The 18,212-nt window shown below is 54.3% G+C and carries 19 protein-coding genes; 12 read left to right on the top strand and 7 right to left on the bottom strand.

From position 1 onward, the window contains the following. The first annotated feature begins 103 nt into the window (after positions 1-103). Positions 104-493 (top strand): DUF1499 domain-containing protein, encoded by a 390-nt coding sequence (locus NQZ67_RS05055; protein ID WP_257443324.1) that lies wholly within the window; start codon positions 104-106, stop codon positions 491-493. A 65-nt stretch (positions 494-558) separates the two neighbouring features. Here NQZ67_RS05055 and tpx read toward each other — a convergent pair whose 3' ends face one another. Then, complete coding sequence (tpx, locus tag NQZ67_RS05050) at positions 559-1,077, bottom strand: thiol peroxidase (RefSeq protein ID WP_257443321.1); 519 nt, start codon at positions 1,075-1,077, stop codon at positions 559-561. A 135-nt stretch (positions 1,078-1,212) separates the two neighbouring features. Between tpx and gltC the strand changes: the two genes are divergently transcribed. Next, on the top strand, positions 1,213-2,115 hold the full coding sequence (gene gltC / locus NQZ67_RS05045; protein WP_257443319.1) for a glutamate biosynthesis transcriptional regulator GltC: 903 nt from the start codon (positions 1,213-1,215) through the stop codon (positions 2,113-2,115). A 56-nt stretch (positions 2,116-2,171) separates the two neighbouring features. On the opposite strand, the gene NQZ67_RS05040 is transcribed toward gltC, so the two are convergent. Together NQZ67_RS05040 and NQZ67_RS05035 are read right to left on the bottom strand one after the other, a co-directional pair. Next, positions 2,172-2,840 carry a zinc metallopeptidase gene (locus NQZ67_RS05040; RefSeq protein WP_257443317.1) on the bottom strand — a complete coding sequence of 223 codons (669 nt, stop codon included), beginning with the start codon at positions 2,838-2,840 and terminating at the stop codon, positions 2,172-2,174. Between the two features lie 36 nt (positions 2,841-2,876). Beyond that, positions 2,877-3,317 (bottom strand): MerR family transcriptional regulator, encoded by a 441-nt coding sequence (locus NQZ67_RS05035; protein ID WP_257443315.1) that lies wholly within the window; start codon positions 3,315-3,317, stop codon positions 2,877-2,879. A 359-nt stretch (positions 3,318-3,676) separates the two neighbouring features. On the opposite strand from NQZ67_RS05035, the gene NQZ67_RS05030 reads away from it, so the two are divergent. The 3 genes from NQZ67_RS05030 to NQZ67_RS05020 are packed head-to-tail and all read left to right on the top strand — an operon-like array spanning position 3,677 to position 6,916. Then, positions 3,677-5,047: an ammonium transporter gene (locus NQZ67_RS05030; RefSeq protein WP_257443313.1), complete on the top strand. Its 1,371-nt coding sequence runs from the start codon at positions 3,677-3,679 to the stop codon at positions 5,045-5,047. A 42-nt stretch (positions 5,048-5,089) separates the two neighbouring features. Continuing rightward, positions 5,090-6,160, top strand: a complete 1,071-nt coding sequence (locus NQZ67_RS05025) for a DUF294 nucleotidyltransferase-like domain-containing protein (protein ID WP_257443312.1) — start codon at positions 5,090-5,092, stop codon at positions 6,158-6,160. Between the two features lie 21 nt (positions 6,161-6,181). Continuing rightward, a complete protein-coding gene (locus tag NQZ67_RS05020; RefSeq protein WP_257443311.1) occupies positions 6,182-6,916 on the top strand; it encodes a 3'-5' exonuclease in 735 nt (244 codons plus the stop codon). Here the strand turns inward: NQZ67_RS05020 and NQZ67_RS05015 are convergent. Next, complete coding sequence (locus NQZ67_RS05015; protein ID WP_257443309.1) at positions 6,902-7,333, bottom strand: M67 family metallopeptidase; 432 nt, start codon at positions 7,331-7,333, stop codon at positions 6,902-6,904. The genes NQZ67_RS05020 and NQZ67_RS05015 overlap by 15 nt on opposite strands. A gap of 212 nt (positions 7,334-7,545) precedes the next feature. On the opposite strand from NQZ67_RS05015, the gene NQZ67_RS05010 reads away from it, so the two are divergent. Further along, the gene (locus tag NQZ67_RS05010) at positions 7,546-8,082 is read left to right on the top strand and encodes a TlpA family protein disulfide reductase (RefSeq protein ID WP_257443308.1); all 537 of its coding nucleotides are present in this window, start codon (positions 7,546-7,548) and stop codon (positions 8,080-8,082) included. Positions 8,083-8,149: 67 nt separating this feature from the next. On the opposite strand, the gene cimA is transcribed toward NQZ67_RS05010, so the two are convergent. Continuing rightward, positions 8,150-9,763, bottom strand: coding sequence for a citramalate synthase (cimA, locus tag NQZ67_RS05005; RefSeq protein WP_257443307.1), 1,614 nt, complete (start codon positions 9,761-9,763; stop codon positions 8,150-8,152). A gap of 200 nt (positions 9,764-9,963) precedes the next feature. Between cimA and NQZ67_RS05000 the strand changes: the two genes are divergently transcribed. From NQZ67_RS05000 to yjbM, 5 genes are all read left to right on the top strand, one after another. Next, positions 9,964-11,250 (top strand): DNA polymerase IV, encoded by a 1,287-nt coding sequence (locus NQZ67_RS05000; RefSeq protein WP_257443305.1) that lies wholly within the window; start codon positions 9,964-9,966, stop codon positions 11,248-11,250. A 76-nt stretch (positions 11,251-11,326) separates the two neighbouring features. After that, positions 11,327-11,569: a ferredoxin gene (locus NQZ67_RS04995; RefSeq protein ID WP_257443304.1), complete on the top strand. Its 243-nt coding sequence runs from the start codon at positions 11,327-11,329 to the stop codon at positions 11,567-11,569. A 133-nt stretch (positions 11,570-11,702) separates the two neighbouring features. Beyond that, positions 11,703-13,094, top strand: coding sequence for a L,D-transpeptidase (locus NQZ67_RS04990; RefSeq protein WP_257443297.1), 1,392 nt, complete (start codon positions 11,703-11,705; stop codon positions 13,092-13,094). Positions 13,095-13,455: 361 nt separating this feature from the next. Next, a complete protein-coding gene (locus tag NQZ67_RS04985; protein WP_257443296.1) occupies positions 13,456-14,553 on the top strand; it encodes a quinone-dependent dihydroorotate dehydrogenase in 1,098 nt (365 codons plus the stop codon). A gap of 17 nt (positions 14,554-14,570) precedes the next feature. Further along, on the top strand, positions 14,571-15,377 hold the full coding sequence (gene yjbM, locus NQZ67_RS04980) for a GTP diphosphokinase (RefSeq protein WP_257443294.1): 807 nt from the start codon (positions 14,571-14,573) through the stop codon (positions 15,375-15,377). A 92-nt stretch (positions 15,378-15,469) separates the two neighbouring features. Here the strand turns inward: yjbM and NQZ67_RS04975 are convergent, their stop codons facing one another. Both NQZ67_RS04975 and NQZ67_RS04970 read right to left on the bottom strand, forming a co-directional pair. Continuing rightward, on the bottom strand, positions 15,470-16,012 hold the full coding sequence (locus tag NQZ67_RS04975) for a PCYCGC motif-containing (lipo)protein (protein ID WP_257443293.1): 543 nt from the start codon (positions 16,010-16,012) through the stop codon (positions 15,470-15,472). Continuing rightward, positions 16,009-16,545 carry a thioredoxin family protein gene (locus tag NQZ67_RS04970; RefSeq protein ID WP_257443291.1) on the bottom strand — a complete coding sequence of 179 codons (537 nt, stop codon included), beginning with the start codon at positions 16,543-16,545 and terminating at the stop codon, positions 16,009-16,011. The genes NQZ67_RS04975 and NQZ67_RS04970 overlap by 4 nt, the downstream gene beginning before the upstream one ends. A gap of 139 nt (positions 16,546-16,684) precedes the next feature. Here NQZ67_RS04970 and NQZ67_RS04965 point away from each other — a divergent pair, with 139 nt between their 5' ends. Beyond that, complete coding sequence (locus tag NQZ67_RS04965; protein ID WP_257443290.1) at positions 16,685-18,211, top strand: RsmB/NOP family class I SAM-dependent RNA methyltransferase; 1,527 nt, start codon at positions 16,685-16,687, stop codon at positions 18,209-18,211. Position 18,212 lies beyond the last annotated feature (1 nt).

The raw sequence follows: 18,212 nt of genomic DNA, 5'->3' as shown, positions 1-18,212 counted from the left end.
AAGAGCTTTTGCCGGTATCAACCCGGTGAAAGCTCTTTTTTCGTATATGAAAACATGGTATGATAAGAAGTAATGCAGATAGCGATAGAGGGGGAGATTGTTGTTGTTGAAGCGGACCTTGATCGGGCTGCTGCGCAGTCATGAACAGACAGGCGACAGAGCCAAAGATCCAGTGTTGAAATCGCACTTCTACAAACTTTCGAAGGAGAAGGCTTGGGAAGAAGTGGTATCCACTCTGAAGAAGATGCAAGGCTACAAAGTATTGCATGAAGTTCAATCCGTTGGAGAGATCGTCCTCGAGAAACGCACGATGACGGGGAGGACGATGGATATTACGGTATCCGTCATCAGCGTGAATCCCGTAACGGCGGCGGTCGACATCTATTCCGCTTCGCGAGGCTCCCTGGGGGATCTCGGCTCTAATTATCGCGTTATTATCGATATTTACCGTACTTTGGATAAGAAGCTGGCAGCAGTCAAAGTCAATAGCTAATACATAACAAAGCGAGTGAAGGCTGGCCTTCACTCGCTTTGTTTGCAGTCGATACCCTTGAACGGTTAGACCAGCGCTTTTGCTGCTTCGATAGCCTGTTCGTAATTCGGGTGCTCGGTCATCTCCGGCAGGTACTCGACGTATGTAATCTTGTTGTTGCCGTCTACGACGAAGATCGAGCGCATATCGAGCGCTAGTTCCTTGATCAGCACGCCATAGGCTTCGCCGAAGCTGTTGTTTTTATAGTCGGACAGCATGACGACCTTATCGACGCCGGCTGCGCCGCACCAGCGAGCTTGCGCGAACGGCGTGTCCACGCTGACGGTCAACACAACGACATTGTCGCCGAGACCTGCTGCCGCTTCGTTGAAACGGCGAGTCTGCGCGTCGCATACGCCTGTGTCAATGGATGGGACGACGCTGATCAGCTTCACCTTGCCGGCGAAATCTTGAAGCGTGACGGCTTCGGTCAATGATTTGTTCAACGTGAAGTCAGGGGCTTGATCTCCCGCCTTCAGTTCCGGTCCGATCAGCGTGATCGGATTTCCTTTAAGCGTTGCAACGCCTGTACGTTCTTGAGCCATAATTTACGGTTCCTCCTCGGAATAAATAGTTAAGGTACGAGAACATTATAATCGTTACAAAAGACCGTTGTCCAATAGATGGTACACGATTTGCAATAATAAAAAGAATGGGTTACGGGAGAGAGACCGGTACGTATGGAACTTCGACAGCTTTATTATTTCGTAAAAGTCGCAAGGAAAGAGCATGTCACGCAAGCTGCGGAAGAGCTCCACGTCGCGCAATCTGCCGTCAGCCGGCAAATTCATCAATTAGAAGAAGAGCTGGGCGTGAAGCTGTTCGTCCAGAAAGGGCGGAATTTGCAATTAACGCCAGTAGGCGCGCTGTTCCTGAAACGGGCGGAAGTGATATTGGCCGACCTGGAACGCGCCGTCATCGAGATTCACGAGTTCCTGGATCCCGAGAAAGGCGAAATTCGACTAGGCTTCCCGCATAGTCTGGGTATTTCGTTAATCCCACAGGTTGTGGCTTCCTTCCGCAAGCTGCATCCTAACGTCAAGTTCCGGTTTAAGCAGGGGATGTATCCATCCCTCATCAGGGACTTAATCAAAGGGGATATCGATCTCGCCTTCATCTCTCCGTTCCCCAAAGAGCACGAGCAGGTTTGCGGGAAGATCCTGCTGACCGAGGAGCTGTACGCGATTCTGCCGCCCGGCCATCCGCTCTCGGAAGAGAAAGCCATCGAGCTCCATCAGCTGCAAGAAGAGACGTTCGTGTTGTTCAGCGAGGGATATTCGCTGCGGCCAATCGTATGGGAGGCCTGTTTGCAGGCGGGATTTGAACCGAAAATCGGCTTCGAAGGAGAAGAGACGGACACGATTAGAGGATTGGTTGCGGCGGGAATGGGCGTAAGTCTGCTTCCCGAGCTTGCGCTGCACCATACGGGTCCGCTTCAGCCGGCCAAGGTTCGGATCAGCGAGCCGTCCGTTACGCGCACGATCGGCCTTATCCATCGCAGCAACGAGAAGCTGCCGCTGGTCGCGAAAGTGTTCCACAGCTTCCTTCTCCGTTATTTCCACCACGAAGACAAGGAAGTATAAAGAAGAACCCCATGAATGATTTGATCATTCATGGGGTTCTTCTTTATACGGCTATATTATTCTTCCCGGCTTTGCGTAAATATCAAAATGTAGCGGATAAGCTCCAGTAAGGAGAGGAGCGCTGCTGCTACATACGTCAATGCTGCGGCGTTCAATACCTTGGCTACTCCGCGTTCTTCGTCCGGCGTAATCATTCCGCCGGAGACCATGAGGGCACGAGCGCGGTTGCTCGCGTTGAACTCGACCGGCAGCGTGATCAGCTGGAACAAGACTGCCACCGAAAAGAAAATAATGCCGATGCCGATCAAATTGAACTGATTCATCAAGAAACCGGCGAGCAGCAGAAACGGCGCAATCCCGGAAGCGATGTTGACGAGCGGGAAGATGCGATGGCGGGCGACGAGAAACGGGTACGATACCGAATGCTGAATCGCGTGTCCGACCTCGTGACAGGCGACGGAGACGGCCGATATCGAGCGCTCGTAATAGACCGGCTCGGACAGCCTGACGACGCGATGAATCGGGTCATAATGGTCTGTAAGCGATCCTCGTACCGCTTCGATCGGCACATCGTGCAAGCCGTTGCTGTCGAGCATCCTTCTGGCGGCTTGATATCCGGTAAGCCCGCTGCTTGCCGCGACATGCGTCCATTTCTTGAAGGTTCCTTTCACGCGGAATTGAGCCCAAATCGTAAGCAGGAAAGCTGCGATAATCAAGATGTACATCTGTCATTCCTCCAACTGGTTGTGTAAGGACGCTAGTTACATGAGAGAGCTCTTGTTCATTAATAGCATGAGAGCTTCAATGCACGCCGCTGTCTGAGGTGTCAGGCTTGTATACAATCGGTTGGCTTGGCGGGGCTTCAACTGCTTGATTACAGGCTCCAGCTCTTTCACTTCCCGTTCGAGCTGGGTCAGGTGCTGCTGAATTTCCGTCAGCTTCAGGGAGATTTGTTCCTCCGGCGTGATCTTGCTCCATGTATCCAAGCTTGCTTTTATCTCATCTAACGTATATTTGTCCTTTTTCATTTCCTCAATACGCTGCAGGCGCAGCAAAGTTTCATGGGAATAAAGTCTATAATTTTTGTCGGAGCGCTTGGCAGGCTCGACCAGTCCCAGAGAAGTATAATAGTCGATGGTTCTCGCACTGATCTTGGCCAGCTTCGACAATTCGCCGATTCGATATAATGGGGCTGCCTCCATCCGATCACCGCCTTATAATAGTAGGATTCAATCTTCTATATTCATGATAATAGGTAGAAACCGTACAGTCAAACGTGTGACATCGCTGTTCTGTATAGGTCGAAAGGATATCTTCTATTACTAAACCTAGCCGAAATGATAGGTTCCCCTACGCAAATGCGAAAGTTCGCCCCTGCTTGACGCTGGAAATTGGGCTTATATAGCAAAAATCTTAACGTTCGTGTCAGATTTAATGCCGAACGTTAGATTTTTTTTCTAAAATGTGAAAATGTATATTGTCAAAATAAGCACTTCTGACTATAATGACATTAAGTCTTTCGCCATGTGTTAGGAAACATAACATTAAAGGAGTGGTCGTATTGATTAAGAAGACTTTTCTCGCGTTAGGATTAATGACAATCCTATTCCCGGTAGTGGCATTCGCCGAAGACCCGTCCGGCGCAACGCTGAACATGGGGTTAAACTCCCTTTGGGTCATGCTGGCATTCATTCTAGTTCTTCTGATGCAGGGCGGGTTCATCCTTCTTGAAGCGGGCTCGACACGTATGAAAAACGCGGGTCACGTAGCCGGCAAAACCATCTTTACGGTTGGTCTGGCTGCACTTATTTATTGGGCATTCGGTTATGGCATCGCGTTCGGCGGCGAAAGCAGCATCGCGAGTTTCATCGGTTGGGGCGATTTCTTCTTTGATCCGCAGCTAGCTGGCGACGCGGCAGCCGGCGATAATTATCCTAACGGCGTATTCTTCCTGTTCCAGCTCGCTTTCGCGGCGATCTCCCTCTCGATCGCGTGGGGCGGCTTCGCGGAACGCGCGAAATTGTCATCATACATCGTATTTACCTTGTTCTTCGTAGGTCTGATCTATCCGATCGTCGCTCATTGGATTTGGGGCGGCGGCTGGCTGGCCGAGGACGGCGCGCAAGACTTCGCGGGCTCCACGGTTGTTCACTTGACCGGCGCTCTCGCGGCATTCGCGGCAACCGTATTGCTCAAGCCGCGTATCGGCAAGTTCAACAAAGACGGCTCCGCCAACGAAATTCTGGGACATAACCAAGTGTTCACGGCTCTGTCCGTATTGCTTCTGTGGGTTGGCTGGTTCGGCTTCAACGCAGGTTCGACGGTTGCGATCGGCGACGGCTTCTTCACTTACGTCGCGTTCACGACGATGCTCGGCGCCGGCGGCGGCGGCGTGGCGGCGCTCTTGATCTCTTGGGCGGTTACAGGCAAAGCCGATATTACGACAATGCTGAACGGCACGCTTGCCGGTCTGGTTGCCATTACGGCTTCCTGCGCATTCGTTGAGCCATGGGCAGCGGTAGTCATCGGTCTGGTTGCTGGCGTTCTCGTATTCTACAGCGTGAAGATGTTCGAGAAATTCAAAGTGGACGATCCGATCTATGCGTTGTCCGTTCACGGTATGGCCGGTATCTGGGGTACGCTTGCGAACGGTATCTTCGCGACGCAAGAGCTTGCGGATAAAGTAGGCATCGGTACTGGCGGCTTGATCGACACGGGCAGCTGGAAGCAATTGTGGGTGCAATTCGAATCGGTTGTCGTTGTCGGCGCGTTCGTGCTAGCCGCTTCCTTCCTCGTGCTTGGCGTTATGAAGATGATTATGGGCTTCCGCGTTACGGAAGAGCAAGAAATCATTGGTCTCGACCTTAGCGAGCACGGCGCTTATGGCTATCCGGAGCAGCTGAAGAAGCCTGGCCAAGGCTTCCAAGGTTAATCATTATTCATTAGCGGACGGACCGAAGGGAGAGGGCGGGGCATGAACGATCCGATGCGCTCGCAGATGGCCAAGAAGATCGGCTCGGCTGATCATATTGACGGACTGCGCTGCTTACGCGATCACATACACGAGCAGATGGAAGCTCTCCTCCCCACGCGGCCGGTTGAACAATTGAATGAACAATTAAACGAGACGCATGACGCCATTATCATTAGGGCGATCCAGCTCTCGGAAGCGGAAATGGCACGGATGGGGAAAGGGTCTCCCCCCGTGCCTTACGCGTATCTATTGTTCGGCAGCGGCGGACGGAAGGAGCAGACATTGTCCAGCGATCAGGATAGCGGATTGGTTTATTCGGATCCGGAGAGCGGCAATGAGGAAGAGACGAAGCAATATTTTCACGAATTATGCAGCCTGATTGTCAAAAACTTGATCACGACCGGTTATCCGCCATGCGAAGGGAACGTCATGAGCGACAATCCAGCTTGGTGCCATTCGGTCGACGAGTGGGGCGGTATCTTAAACGAGTGGTTTCGGGAGCCGGCTTGGGAAACGGTTCGCACGCTCCTCATTATCGCGGATGGGCGTTGCGTCTACGGCGATAGGGGCTTGGTCGATCGGCTCAAGGATATGTTCTATTCGGACACGCTGAATCATCCGCTCATTATCCGGCGAATGATCGAAAATACGATGAGACATAAGGTGCTGGTCGGCATATTCGGTCAGCTGCTGAAGGAACGGTACGGCGAGGACGCAGGCAGTCTGGATATTAAATACGGCGCTTATATCCCAATGGTGAATTCCATCCGTATGCTTGCGATTCAAGCTAGCGTTCGCGAAACTTCTACATTAGATAGAATCGAGAGATTAGTAGAAGCGGGAAAGCTGACCAAGGAAGACGGCGCCGTGTACGCGCAAGCGTTCCGGTTCATCTTAAGGCTCAGGCTTATGACGACCGAGCAGATAGAGAACGGCGTCTACGCCAATAACGGCAAGCTGCACAGCAGCAAGCTGACCAAAGAGATGACGGATGAGCTCAAGAGCAGCTTAAAGCAAGGCAAGCGGCTGCAGAGGTTTGTGTACCGGCAAACCGTAGGCAGGCTGATGTAAGAGTAAGGCGGTGGAGCGAAAATGAAAGAGCAAAAAGGCGTTGGCCGAATGTGGAGTCTGTACAAAATGGGAGGAGTAACGCCTGCCATCGCGTCCATGCTTGGCTCGCAGAACGCCCAGCAGATGGCTTTTATCCGCAACGCGAACAGGGAGCAGCGCAAGCAATCTCTTATGGATTCCCCTCTTATGGATCTAGAGATGGTCGTTTTCGATTTGGAGACGACGGGCTTTAACCCGAACAACGGCGACGAAATTATTTCTTTCGGCGCTGTTGTCGTTCGCGGGGGAGAGCGGGTGGAAGGCGAATCCTTCTACAGCCTTGTGAATCCGAAGCGCGTCATCCCGAGGTCGATCGAGGAGCTGACGGGTATTACGAACGAGATGGTGCAGGATGCTCCGGACCTCATGACCGTCCTGCACGATTTTATGAAATTCATCGGGAGACGGCTGCTGGTCGCGCACGCGGCCGGCCATGACAAGCAGTTTCTGAACGTAGCCTTATGGAGGACGTCGAAGGTTTATTTGAACCACCGCGTTCTCGACACGATGATGATCGCCAAATGGCTGGAGCCTGGGAGAGAAAGCTATGGCCTTGACGAGCTCTTGATCGGCTCGGGCATTCCGATAACGGTAAGACATCACGCGCTGGAGGATTCGATCATGACCGCCGAGCTGCTCGGCAAATATTTAAAGCGAATCCAGGAGCGCAATATTACGACGTTAGGGGACTTATACGCCTATTTAAGCAAGCACTAATGGGAGAGGGGCGAATGGACGACCTTCAGACCTCAAGTAAGGCTGGACGATCGGATGGTTCCAATCGAGGAGCGATACGATCCAATAGGAGAGCTCCGACTGCGGAAGGAAGCCATCGGTGTCGCGTAGCGACGGATGGGGCTCCGAAGCGGGGTGCGAATGAAAGAAGCCGACAAGCTGATGTCGGTTTTTTTGCATGGAAAAAAAGGCGGCCGTCCACTGCTCGGGATCGAACGAAAACGAGCGAATAGGATTGGCGTGCCCATTGGCGATCGGGATGACGATATCAATAGCTTGCGAGCCTTCGCTTCTCGCCAGGACGCCGCAGGCTTCTTGTGGATATCGTTGTCTGCAAATGTCGATCAGATTCGTATATGCCATTTGGTTAATGGTCGAAAAAACGTTTCCGGATGTCATGTTCCTTTGCCTCCCGTTATCCAGTATAGCAGATCTATGACGACGAGGTATGAACGGGCCAGTCCTTACCGAAAATAAGAACAAGGTCGTGAAAGTTGACGGTTTTATGGCTAAACCGCCCGTTGTATTGAGCTTCCATACCACGCGTGTTACGATGAGTCTGACGATAACGGATATTCGATTCAGGAAAGAGGATGTGACGAGCACCTATCATGAGAAAAGTAGCCGCATTACTGATCATCGCCTTGTTCTTCGCCGGCCTCGCCGTCTATCAATATAACCAAGAGGATGCGGATCCTGCGGAAACGGCCTCCGCGAGCGCGTTCAAGCCCAAAGCCGGCTTCGAAGCGGCCGCCTTCGAGCTGCCGGACCTCAAGGATGAAGCGCATAAGATCGGCGGCAAAGGCGAGAAGCTGATCTTCGTGAACTTCTGGGCGTCTTGGTGCGGACCTTGCGAGCTGGAAGCCCCGGATCTGCAGAAGCTGCATGAAAATTACGGCGATCAAATAAGCATGTACGGAGTCAATTCCACGAAATTCGATAAAGAGAGGGCGGCAAGGGAGTTTGTGGAGGACCATGGCTTCACATTCCCGATTCTGATGGACCGCCCGGGAGAAGTGACGAGTCTGTACAAAGTGAATACGTTCCCGACGAGCTTCTTGATCGATAGCGAGGGCGTCATACGGGAGCGCGTCAACGGCGTCATTACGTATGAAGAGTGGGAGCGTCTGATCGAAAAGTGGTTATAGCACCCGGTATAAAAAAAGCTGCGAGTCGCAAAGCGGTAAATCCGCCTGCGGTTCGCAGCTTTTTTACTTAATGGTTGATGAGGCCGAGACGCTCTTGCGTGTCGATTACGCCGCTTTCGACCTTATCCATGCTGAGCAGAGCATAACGGATGCTGCCGAGCAGCGCTTCCCAGCTCGCCTCGATCACGTTGCTGGATACGCCGACCGTGCTCCACGTGTTGTCCAGTCCGGTCGATTCCACGAGCACGCGCACCTTGGCGGCCGTCGCGTCCTTCTCGTCGATGACCCGGACTTTGTAGTCGGAGAGGTGGAATTGCTCGATCTTCGGATAGAATTGAACGAGCGCCTTGCGGAGCGCGTTATCGAGCGCGTTGACGGGTCCGTTGCCTTCGGCTGCCGTATACACCTGCTGGCCGTCCACGTTGATCTTCACGATGGCTTCGGAAATCATGCCCGCGTTCGTCTTCTCCACATGCATCTTGAACGATTCGACGGTGAAAATTTCCTTCATGTCGGTGAAAGCTTCGCGAAGGAGCAGCTCCAGAGAAGCGTCGGCGCCTTCGAATTGGTAGCCTTGATGCTCCAGCTCTTTGATCTGGTCGATGATCTGCTTCGTCTTCTCGTTATTCGCGTTCACGTCCAGACCCAGCTCGACCGCTTTGGAAATAATGTTGCTCTGCCCCGCCAGCTCCGATACGAGAATCCGCTGCTTGTTGCCGACGAGCTCGGGCTGGATATGCTCGTACGTTTTGGAATCCTTCATGATGGCCGACACGTGGATGCCGCCTTTGTGCGCGAACGCCGCGTTGCCGACGTATGCTTGGCCGACCGGCATGTGCACGTTCGCGATCTCGCTAATATAACGGGCCGTATTCGTAAGCGTGCGGAGCCGCTCTTCCGGCAGGCAATCATAGCCCAACTTAAGCTGCAGGTTCGGGATGATGGAGCACAGATTGGCGTTGCCGCAGCGTTCGCCGTAGCCGTTGATCGTGCCCTGGACTTGTCTTGCCCCGGCTTGCACGGCGGCCAGCGTGTTGGCGACGGCCAGCTCGCAATCGTTGTGCGTATGGATGCCGATCTCCGCCGTCAGCTCCGAGCGGACGCGCGAGACGATCTCGTGAATTTCGCCCGGCAGCGTGCCGCCGTTCGTATCGCAGAGCACGAGCCAATCGGCTCCTGCGTCCTGCGCCTTGCGGAGCGCGGCCAGCGCGTATTCCGGATTGTTCTTGTACCCGTCGAAGAAATGCTCCGCGTCGTACATCGCTTCCATGCCGCTTCTCTTGAGAAAGGCGAATGAATCATAGATCATGGCCAAGTTCTCCTCCAGCGTCGTCTGGAGCGCGGTGTGGACATGGAAATCCCATGCCTTGCCGACTAGAGTGGCTGCGGGCACGCCCGATTCGACGATGCGCAGAAGACTGGCGTCATGCTCGGCGGCCGAGTTTTTGCGTCTCGTGCTGCCGAAAGCGGTAATGCGGGCGCTGAGGTTCAGCGATTTCACGCGCTGGAAAAACTCGATGTCCTTGCTGTTGCTGCCGGGATTGCCGCCTTCAATATAATGAACGCCTAAAGCGTCGAGCTTCTGGGCAATTTTGAGTTTGTCGTCGGCCGACAAGCTGATTCCTTCGCCTTGCGTTCCGTCGCGCAGCGTCGTGTCAAAGATTGAGATGTTTGCGGACATTTCGGATGACGCCTCCTTCACTGATGGCCAATTCAAATCATAATTTACTATTATAACACTTTATTCGTTTAAAGTAGAGGGGGAATGCGGATTTTTTCGCGAATCATTCCAATTGACTTGGCCAGCCCATCAGGATATGCTGATAGAAATGGGAACGGATATACGCATTTCCGGGCGAAAGGAGACGAGACGTCGGCGCTATGAGCAACGTGAAGGATCATTATCCGGCGAAAGGAAGAGTCATCATCCATCTGGATATGAACGCTTTTTATTGTTCCGTGCATGAAGCCGAGCAGCCGGAATATTATAAGGATAAGCCTACCGCCGTGTCCGGAAGCGTAGAGCAGCGCAAAGGCATCATCGTCACATGCTCCTACGCGGCAAGGAGGCGGGGCGTGAAGACCGGGATGGCGGTGAACCAAGCGGTCAAGCGGTGTCCGGAGCTGCTGCTCATCAAGCCGGATTTCAATCTCTACCGGAAATATTCGCATGGATTCATGGCCATAGCCCGCCAGTTCACGCCGCTTGTCGAGCCCGTGTCCATCGACGAATGTTATATGGACATTACGGGCTCCAAGCTGCTTGGCACGCCCCTCGAGATCGCCGAGTCGCTGCAGCGGCGGATTCTGTCGGAGTGGCAGTTGCCGTGCTCGATCGGCCTCGCCCCGAATAAGCTGCTAGCGAAGATGGCTTCCGACATGAAGAAGCCGATGGGGCTGACCGTGCTTCGTCTGAGGGACGTGCCGCAGCTGCTATGGGATAAACCTTGCGGCACGCTGTTCGGAATCGGCGGCAAGACGGCGGAGAAGCTCGAGAAGCTGAACATTCATACGATAGGCCAGCTTGCGGCCGCGGATGAATCGATGCTGATCAAGCAATTCGGGGTGACCGGAGCCTGGATGAAGTCGGCCGCGCACGGCATCGACCATTCGCCCGTCAATCCGAATCGCGAACGCAGCAAGTCGATCGGTCATACGACGACGCTTCCGAGCGACGTGACGGAGCAGGAAGAGGTATTCCGCGTGCTGCTGAATTTGTCGGATCAGACGGGCAGAAGACTGAGACGCCAGAAGCTGGTGGCCAAGGCGGTACAGATTACGATCCGAAGACCGGATATGACAACGATTACACGCTCCCACACGCTTGGTACGGCGACGCAATCGACCGAGGAGATCAACAGGGAAGCGCGCAAGCTGTTTTTGAAGCATTGGAAGCTCGGAGACCCGATCCGGCTCCTTGGCGTGACGCTGCAGAACTTGGCGCCGCTCGAGGAATCGGCGCTCCAGCTCGATCTGTTCAGCTATGAACAGCAGCCTAAGAAAGAGGCGCTCACGAAGGCGATGGACCGGCTGCGCGACCGGTTCGGGGAAGACGCCGTATTAACGGCGGGGATGCTCGGAGACGATCCGTCGACGTTGATTCGCAACAAACGAATTCGGGGGACATCCTTGCAAAAAGACGACAGTTTGTTATATATTGATGAGTGAGGGATCAAGCTGTACCTCGTCTTTTAGATGAAGCGAACGGAATTATTCCGTCTATAATAAGGGAGGGAAATGAGCCATGGCTAAGTACACATGGGTAGAGAAAGATACTTGCATCGCTTGCGGCGCTTGCGGCGCGACGGCTCCGGATATTTACGATTACGACGACGAGGGTTTGGCCGAAGTGATTTATGAAGGCGACGGCAATAAAGGCAACACCGAAATTCCCGAAGACATGTACGACGACTTGCAGGATGCCTGCGACGGTTGTCCGACGGACTCCATCAAGATTGCCGACGAGCCGTTCAACGCTGCCGGCTAATTCATATCCGCATAGAAACTCTCTCCGCCGGTTAACGGCTGGAGAGAGTTTTTTTTGTTGCCGCGGCGCTGGAAGAAAAGATTGCCAATGCCGATATAAACGTTAGGAAGGAACGAGCAGAGGGGGGCTGGCGATGGATAAGCCGGAAGACATTAATTATTTGAAGCAATTCGTGACCAAGCATCCTGACAACAAGATGGGCTGGTATTTGCTTGGCAAACATTATTTGGAGAGCGGCAAGGAAGCCAAAGCGAATTATTGTTTTATTCAAGCGGGCGATATTTACGAGGCGTTCGAGCAGGAGGTCCATCCTCTGGCGGATAGCGGGCTGGAAGGACTGAAGGAGTGGGAGAAGCGGCAAATAAAGAGAAAGCTGCTCCGCAAGGTCGCGATTTTGGCGGTTCCGCTGCTGCTAGCCGCTCTCGCGCTGCCTCTTAACGGTTATTTGCAGAAGAAATATTCGGCGCCGACGGCCGCGACCGATACGAACCAAGGAGTAGGCGTCGTTATTGTGCCGGGTAAGGAAGCCGAGCCGATCGGATACGCGATGGGCAAAATCATGGCGGCCGGAGGCGAAGGCCCTGGCCGCGTTATGGCGGTGAAGCTCGAGGAAGAGAACGGCTGGCTCCAATGGAATTCCCAAGCCACCCTGTTGATGAACGCCCTGCTGAACGGAGAAGGAAGCGAGCTGAACGCAACGATGCTGGATGCCGCCGCATGTTTATGCGAGCCGGGGGATCCGGGCGATTCCCGCAGCCTGCTGGCGGAATGGCGGAATGAGCAGGAGATGCATTGGACGCTCGCCAGCGCCATTCAGCAGTATAAAGAAATAAACGGCAAATGGCCGCAGAGGCTCGATGATCTGGTTCGTCCGTATCCGGACAACCTATTGGCGGGCGAAGGGGCAGGTATGGCAGACGCCTTCCCGCTCGTGCTCCGCAAGCTTAAAGAAAAGGCGGTAAGCAAGACGGCGGAGACCGCAGCAGCCAAAGGCGGCAAGGATGAAGCCGGATCGAATCAATCGGCACCAGACGGGGACGCCGCTTTGATCGGATCAAACGGTTTGTTCGACGAGGATTGGAGCAAGCCGCTCGAGATCGCGGTGGACGTATCGAAGCATCAGCTGGCCGTCGTGCAGGGGAGCGCCATTGTTAGGAGCTATCCGGTAGGGCTTGGAGGGGATCGAACTCCGGAGGGCACATTCCGCATAAGCGAGAAGGTAAGGAATCCGAACGGCAGGGATGACGGCATCTTCGGAAGCCGGGGCATGACGCTCTCCGATACGCTGTACGCCATTCACGGCACGGACGAGCCGGACAGCATCGGGAAGGACGAGTCGCTTGGATGCATCCGGATGCGCAAATCCGATGTGGAGGAGCTGTATGACATGGTTCCCTTAGGGACGAAAGTCACGATAAAAAGCGGGATCCTGCCGTCCAACCTTGCGCCGTCCGCCGAACGATTCCGGCTTCAGCCCAAGGCGAACGAAACGAATCCCGCCAAAGAGTATCAATGGTTGACGTAAGCAAGCCATGGCTGCTCTTTAGGAAGTGAATATAAGAAGCGCCGCAATCGCGATGAAGATGACGCCAACGACGGAGCCGATCCATACAATCGCTTTTCTGTTGACCTCTTCCTTCGGTTTCACCTTCATTGTAGCTGGCTTTCTTTTGGGTGCGCCCATCGTTCCATCAACCTTTCCGTTTTTCGTTTTATAACGTATTCATCAGGCAAGCCTATGCTCATATTGTAATCGTTTTCTCATCTTGCCGCAATATATCGAGGCAAACCGGGGGCTTGCGCGGCACGCTGCGAGCTCTTTTCTTTTTGCTTCAAAAGGGATAAACTGTTCGATAGAGCATACATGTCGGAACGGAGTGAATTCATTGCTTTATACTTCCATATTAAAACCTTATTTTTTCAAAATGGATGCCGAAAAGGCTCATCATCTGGTCATCGACGGTCTTGCGGCCGGCAGCCGCGTCCCGGGGATGACCGGCATTATGAAAGCCATGTACGGCGTTCCCGAATCGCCGGAGCTTCGCACGGAGCTGCTGGGGCTTACCTTCCCTCATCCGGTCGGGCTGGCTGCGGGGCTCGATAAGAACGGTGTCGCGGCCGACGGTTTCTCCAGCGTCGGGTTCGGGTTCGCGGAGGTTGGAACCGTTACGCCGAAGGGACAAGCAGGCAACGAGCAGCCGAGGCTGTTCAGGCTTCCTCCGGATGAAGCGCTAATTAATCGGATGGGCTTCAACAACGAAGGGGCGGAGGCGATGGCGGCTTCGCTGTCCCGGCGCAAAATACATAGCATTCCGATCGCCGTCAATATCGGGAAGAATAAGGTAACGCCGAATGAGCTGGCGCATGAAGATTACCAAGCTTGCATTCGCATCCTCTACGATTACGGTGATTTCTTCGTCGTCAATATTAGTTCTCCGAACACGCAGGGACTGCGGGACTTGCAGCATGGAGACGAGCTGCGCAAGCTGCTGGGCGCCGTCATGGAAGAAGTGAAGAATCAAGCGGCGGCGCGGAAAGCCAAGCCGAAACACGTGCTCGTGAAAATCGCGCCCGATATGTCGGATGATCAGCTTCAGCATACGGTGGCTACCATTATGGACAGCGAGATATCCGGGATTATCGCGACGAACACGACCCTATCGAGGGAGGGACTCACCCATTCGAATGCCGGCGAATCGGGAGGCCTCAGCGGGAAGCCGCTGCGCGACCGTTCGACCGAGGTGATCCGGGCGGTTTATCGCCAGACGGGCGGACAGCTGCCTATTATCGGCTCGGGCGGCATTTTTACCGCGCAAGACGCATACGATAAAATTCGCGCGGGAGCATCGCTCGTCGAAATTTATACCGCGCTCATCTATAAAGGCCCTGAACTGCTTAGAGAGCTGACAAGCGGACTGAAAGAATGTATGCGCAAGGACGGCTACCGACATATCGCTGAAGCAGTGGGTGCAGATCATCGTTAGAAACAGGAGGCGGCCGGATGGACGGACGAGACTGGGGACTTTTTTTGCAGCCGTATGAACAAGCGGTTGAAGAACTGAAAGTAAAATTCAAAACGATGCGGGCGGAGCTGAAGCTGAGGGAATCTTATGCGCCCATCGAATTCGTGACGGGCCGGGTCAAAAGGATATCCAGCATTCTGGAGAAGGCGAAGCGGCTTGGCGTCGCGTCGGACCAGCTGGACGCGGGCATCGAGGATATAGCGGGCATCCGGATCATGTGCCAATTCGTCGACGATATCCATCGGGTAGCCTCGCTTATCCGGAACCGCAAGGATCTGACGCTGGTCTACGAAAAGGATTATATAACAAATTACAAGGAAAGCGGCTATCGTAGCTTCCATATGATCGTCAAGTACCCGGTGCAGACGGCGCTTGGCTATACGGAAGTGCTCGCGGAGATTCAAATCCGCACGCTCGCGATGAATTTCTGGGCGACGATCGAGCATTCGCTTCATTATAAATTCAAGGAAAGCCTGCCGGATGAAGTCAGACAACGGCTGAAGAAGGCGGCGGAAGCGGCCTTCCTGCTCGATAACGAGATGACGAGCATCCGGAAGGAAATTTTGGACGCGCAGACGGATTTCGAGGAGCAGTCGAATGTCGTCTCCCGCGTGCTGAACGGCATACAAGACTTGTATTTCTATCATCGGGTCCGGGAGGCCGCGCAGTTCCAGATGAAGTTCAACGAGCTGTTCGAGCTGGGGGATTACCCGGGCTTGCACGCCCTGGCTGGGGATATCAGTGCTGCGATCGGCAAAGCGAAGAAGGGCTCGCCTGGCGAGTAGAATACTTCGAACATAATAAACCTCCGGCTTCCGCGATTCCGCGGAAATACCGGAGGTTTTGTCGTCGGTGTATAAATTGGAAGACGCGTTCGTCAGCTGGCCGGCAAATTCGGCTTGTAGTTCTCGTTAATGTAAGCGAGGATCTCTTCCTGCGTCTTCCCTTGCTTGCTTAAGGCGATAACTTCCTCCATCTCTTTCTTGCAGATCCCGCAGCCCGTGCTATGGTCGGTCCACGTCACGCTGCCGTCATCCGCGGGGTGCTCCGCCCAATAGCAGCGCAGCAGGGAATCATGGGGCTCGTCGACTTCCGTTCCCTCCATGCAGCCGCAATAGCAAGGCATGCCGCTAAGCAGGTGCATATGGCTATGAACCTCCGAATACAAGTCGTTCGTCAGCTGGGTATGGTTCTTGAGGAAGGACGGCATGGTCGTAACCGATGCCGTCTCTTCCCATGTCTCCGAGCCATGGAGATGGCCGCCGGAATCGTCATTGTCCGCCATGCCGCATGCCGCCAAGAACGTGATGAAAGCGAAAGCGAGCAGGAAGGCGTACATGATCGTTTTGGCGCGCGAGGCGCTCGTCTTGTTGGTTGGTTCTCCGCTAGAGGCCGCGCTTGAAGGCTGGTTGCTTGTCACTCGGCATCAGCTCCCGCGTGTTTTTCGAAGAAGGTGCGGAAATCTTCAATCGTGTTGCCTTGGGTCGTACCTTGCTGAATGCCGCCGACGAGACGGTCTGTCTCGACGCCGTCCTGGAAATAAACGAGAGTAGGCGTAGAGTCGATGTTCATCTTCAAATTGTACTCCGGGAACTCGAGCAGGTTGAACATCGGCAGATCCACGTTCAGCTCGTTCGCGAGCGGTACTAGATGAGGAGTCGTATCTTTGCAGTATTGGCAGCTGGCGGAGAACATGTAAGCGAAGAAATCGTCTTTGTCCGCGATTCGCTTGTCCAATTCGTCCGGCAATATGATATTCTGGTAGTTAGGGTCGTCGAGCAGCACGCGCGTTGCGGGATTCAGCTCCGACGTAGGCACGCCGTACAATTCGTTTACGTTCATTTTGCCAAGGGCAAAGATGGCGCCGAATACGACGACGATGATCCCGATGTACACGTAAATCATGTAAGGCTTTTTCTTCTTCCGGACCGTGGTTTGTCTTTTGTTTTTCATGAATACCTAACCTCCGCATTGGAATGAATGAGATGATATGAGTTGCAAGTAGAGTCACTTACTTTTTATTATATACCAAAGAGGAGTAGGTTTGTACACGCGATGGTGACAAGACAAAGGCAATTTGCAGGAGGATCGCATGAATCAGTTACCGGTTAAATTTTTGGAAAAAATGGAGGCCATGCTGCAGTCGGAATACGACGCGTTCATGAAGTCGTACGAGGCGCCGCGAGTCTATGGACTTAGGGTTAATCCGCTTAAAATTAACGTGGAGGACTGGCTCCGCCTATCTCCTATGAGAGACAGGGTTAAACCGATTCCATGGGCCAAGGAAGGCTTATATTATAGCGAAGAGGACCGTCCGGGCAAACACCCGCATCACAATGCCGGCCTATATTACATACAGGAACCAAGCGCAATGCTCCCCGTGGAGCTGCTGGACGTGAGACCCGGACATCGCGTGCTCGATCTATGCGCTGCTCCGGGCGGCAAGTCGACGCAAATCGCGGGCAAGCTGCAGGGTAAAGGGATCTTGGTCAGCAACGACATCGCGTCAGAGAGGACGAAGGCGCTGGCCAAAAACATCGAGCTGCTGGGCGTGCGCAATGCGGTTATTCTGAACGAAGATCCCTCTTCGATCGCCAGATCGTTCCCCGGGTGGTTCGACCGGATCTTGGTGGATGCTCCATGCTCGGGCGAGGGGATGTTCCGAAAGGACGAAAGCATGGCCGCTAGCTGGGAAAGCTACTCCATCACGCGGTGCGTGAACATGCAGAGGGATATTTTGGCGCAGGTCGCGACCATGCTGAAGCCCGGCGGATTGATGGTCTATTCGACATGTACGTTCAGTCCCGAAGAGAACGAGACGCAAATGGCGGACTTCCTTGCGAAGCATCCCGACTTTTACATAGAAGCGGCTCCCAAGACAGGCGGCGTAAGCTCGGGCCGTCCGGACTTGGTTGATGAGGAGACGGCCGCGCGGGTCGGTCCGGAAGTGATGGAAAGCTTGGCGGGCACGGCGCGCTTATGGCCTCATCTGCTCGAGGGAGAAGGACATTTCGTCGCCGTGCTTAGGCGGAGCGGAGAGGCTCGCGCAGAGACGTTGGCCGCAAACGCTCGTCCTGCAGCGGAGCCCGCGAGAATGGCGAAGGGAAAGCAAGGGAAGGGCCGCGCCCCGGAGAAGCAGCCGCGCGGCGGAAAACAAGCGGCGGCGGCCGCGGCGGATCCGCGCGAGATTTGGTTGGGATTCAAGGAGAAGGAGCTGCTGTTCGTTCTGGATGATGACTTTGTTCCGGTAACCTTCGGGAACGCCGTTTATTTGCAGCATCGCGATTTGCCGCCGCTGGATGGACTAAAGGTCGTTCGGGCAGGCTGGCTGGCAGGAGAAGCCAAAAACGGCCGATTCCATCCCGCCCAGTCGCTCGCGATGGGGCTCACTCGGGATGAAGCTGTCAGAAGCATCAGCTGGAGTGCGGAGGCCGAGGAGACGGGACGCTATTTAAGAGGCGAGACGTTGTTCGTCCCGGAAGAGGACCTGCGCTGCGCGGACGGAGCGGGCAGCAAAGGCTACGTTCTCGTGTGCGTGGACGGGTATCCGGCGGGCTGGAGCAAATATTCGGACGGCATGCTCAAGAACGAGCTGACGCCCGGCTGGAGGCGGTTATAAG

Source organism: Paenibacillus soyae, from assembly GCF_024623455.1.
GTDB classification, from domain to species: domain Bacteria; phylum Bacillota; class Bacilli; order Paenibacillales; family Paenibacillaceae; genus Pristimantibacillus; species Pristimantibacillus soyae.
Note: the sequence above shows the minus strand (reverse complement) of the source record. Positions and strands in the feature narration are given on the sequence as shown.

Excerpts from the sequence above, each read along its gene's own strand:
- tpx (WP_257443321.1), bottom strand. The coding sequence starts at position 1,077 with ATGGCTCAAGAACGTACAGGCGTTGCAACGCTTAAAGGAAATCCGATC.
- gltC (WP_257443319.1), top strand. The coding sequence starts at position 1,213 with ATGGAACTTCGACAGCTTTATTATTTCGTAAAAGTCGCAAGGAAAGAG.
- NQZ67_RS05040 (WP_257443317.1), bottom strand. The coding sequence starts at position 2,840 with ATGTACATCTTGATTATCGCAGCTTTCCTGCTTACGATTTGGGCTCAA.
- NQZ67_RS05035 (WP_257443315.1), bottom strand. The coding sequence starts at position 3,317 with ATGGAGGCAGCCCCATTATATCGAATCGGCGAATTGTCGAAGCTGGCC.
- NQZ67_RS05025 (WP_257443312.1), top strand. The coding sequence starts at position 5,090 with ATGAACGATCCGATGCGCTCGCAGATGGCCAAGAAGATCGGCTCGGCT.
- NQZ67_RS05020 (WP_257443311.1), top strand. The coding sequence starts at position 6,182 with ATGAAAGAGCAAAAAGGCGTTGGCCGAATGTGGAGTCTGTACAAAATG.
- NQZ67_RS05015 (WP_257443309.1), bottom strand. The coding sequence starts at position 7,333 with ATGACATCCGGAAACGTTTTTTCGACCATTAACCAAATGGCATATACG.
- NQZ67_RS05010 (WP_257443308.1), top strand. The coding sequence starts at position 7,546 with ATGAGAAAAGTAGCCGCATTACTGATCATCGCCTTGTTCTTCGCCGGC.
- cimA (WP_257443307.1), bottom strand. The coding sequence starts at position 9,763 with ATGTCCGCAAACATCTCAATCTTTGACACGACGCTGCGCGACGGAACG.
- NQZ67_RS05000 (WP_257443305.1), top strand. The coding sequence starts at position 9,964 with ATGAGCAACGTGAAGGATCATTATCCGGCGAAAGGAAGAGTCATCATC.
- NQZ67_RS04995 (WP_257443304.1), top strand. The coding sequence starts at position 11,327 with ATGGCTAAGTACACATGGGTAGAGAAAGATACTTGCATCGCTTGCGGC.
- NQZ67_RS04990 (WP_257443297.1), top strand. The coding sequence starts at position 11,703 with ATGGATAAGCCGGAAGACATTAATTATTTGAAGCAATTCGTGACCAAG.
- yjbM (WP_257443294.1), top strand. The coding sequence starts at position 14,571 with ATGGACGGACGAGACTGGGGACTTTTTTTGCAGCCGTATGAACAAGCG.
- NQZ67_RS04970 (WP_257443291.1), bottom strand. The coding sequence starts at position 16,545 with ATGAAAAACAAAAGACAAACCACGGTCCGGAAGAAGAAAAAGCCTTAC.
- NQZ67_RS04965 (WP_257443290.1), top strand. The coding sequence starts at position 16,685 with ATGAATCAGTTACCGGTTAAATTTTTGGAAAAAATGGAGGCCATGCTG.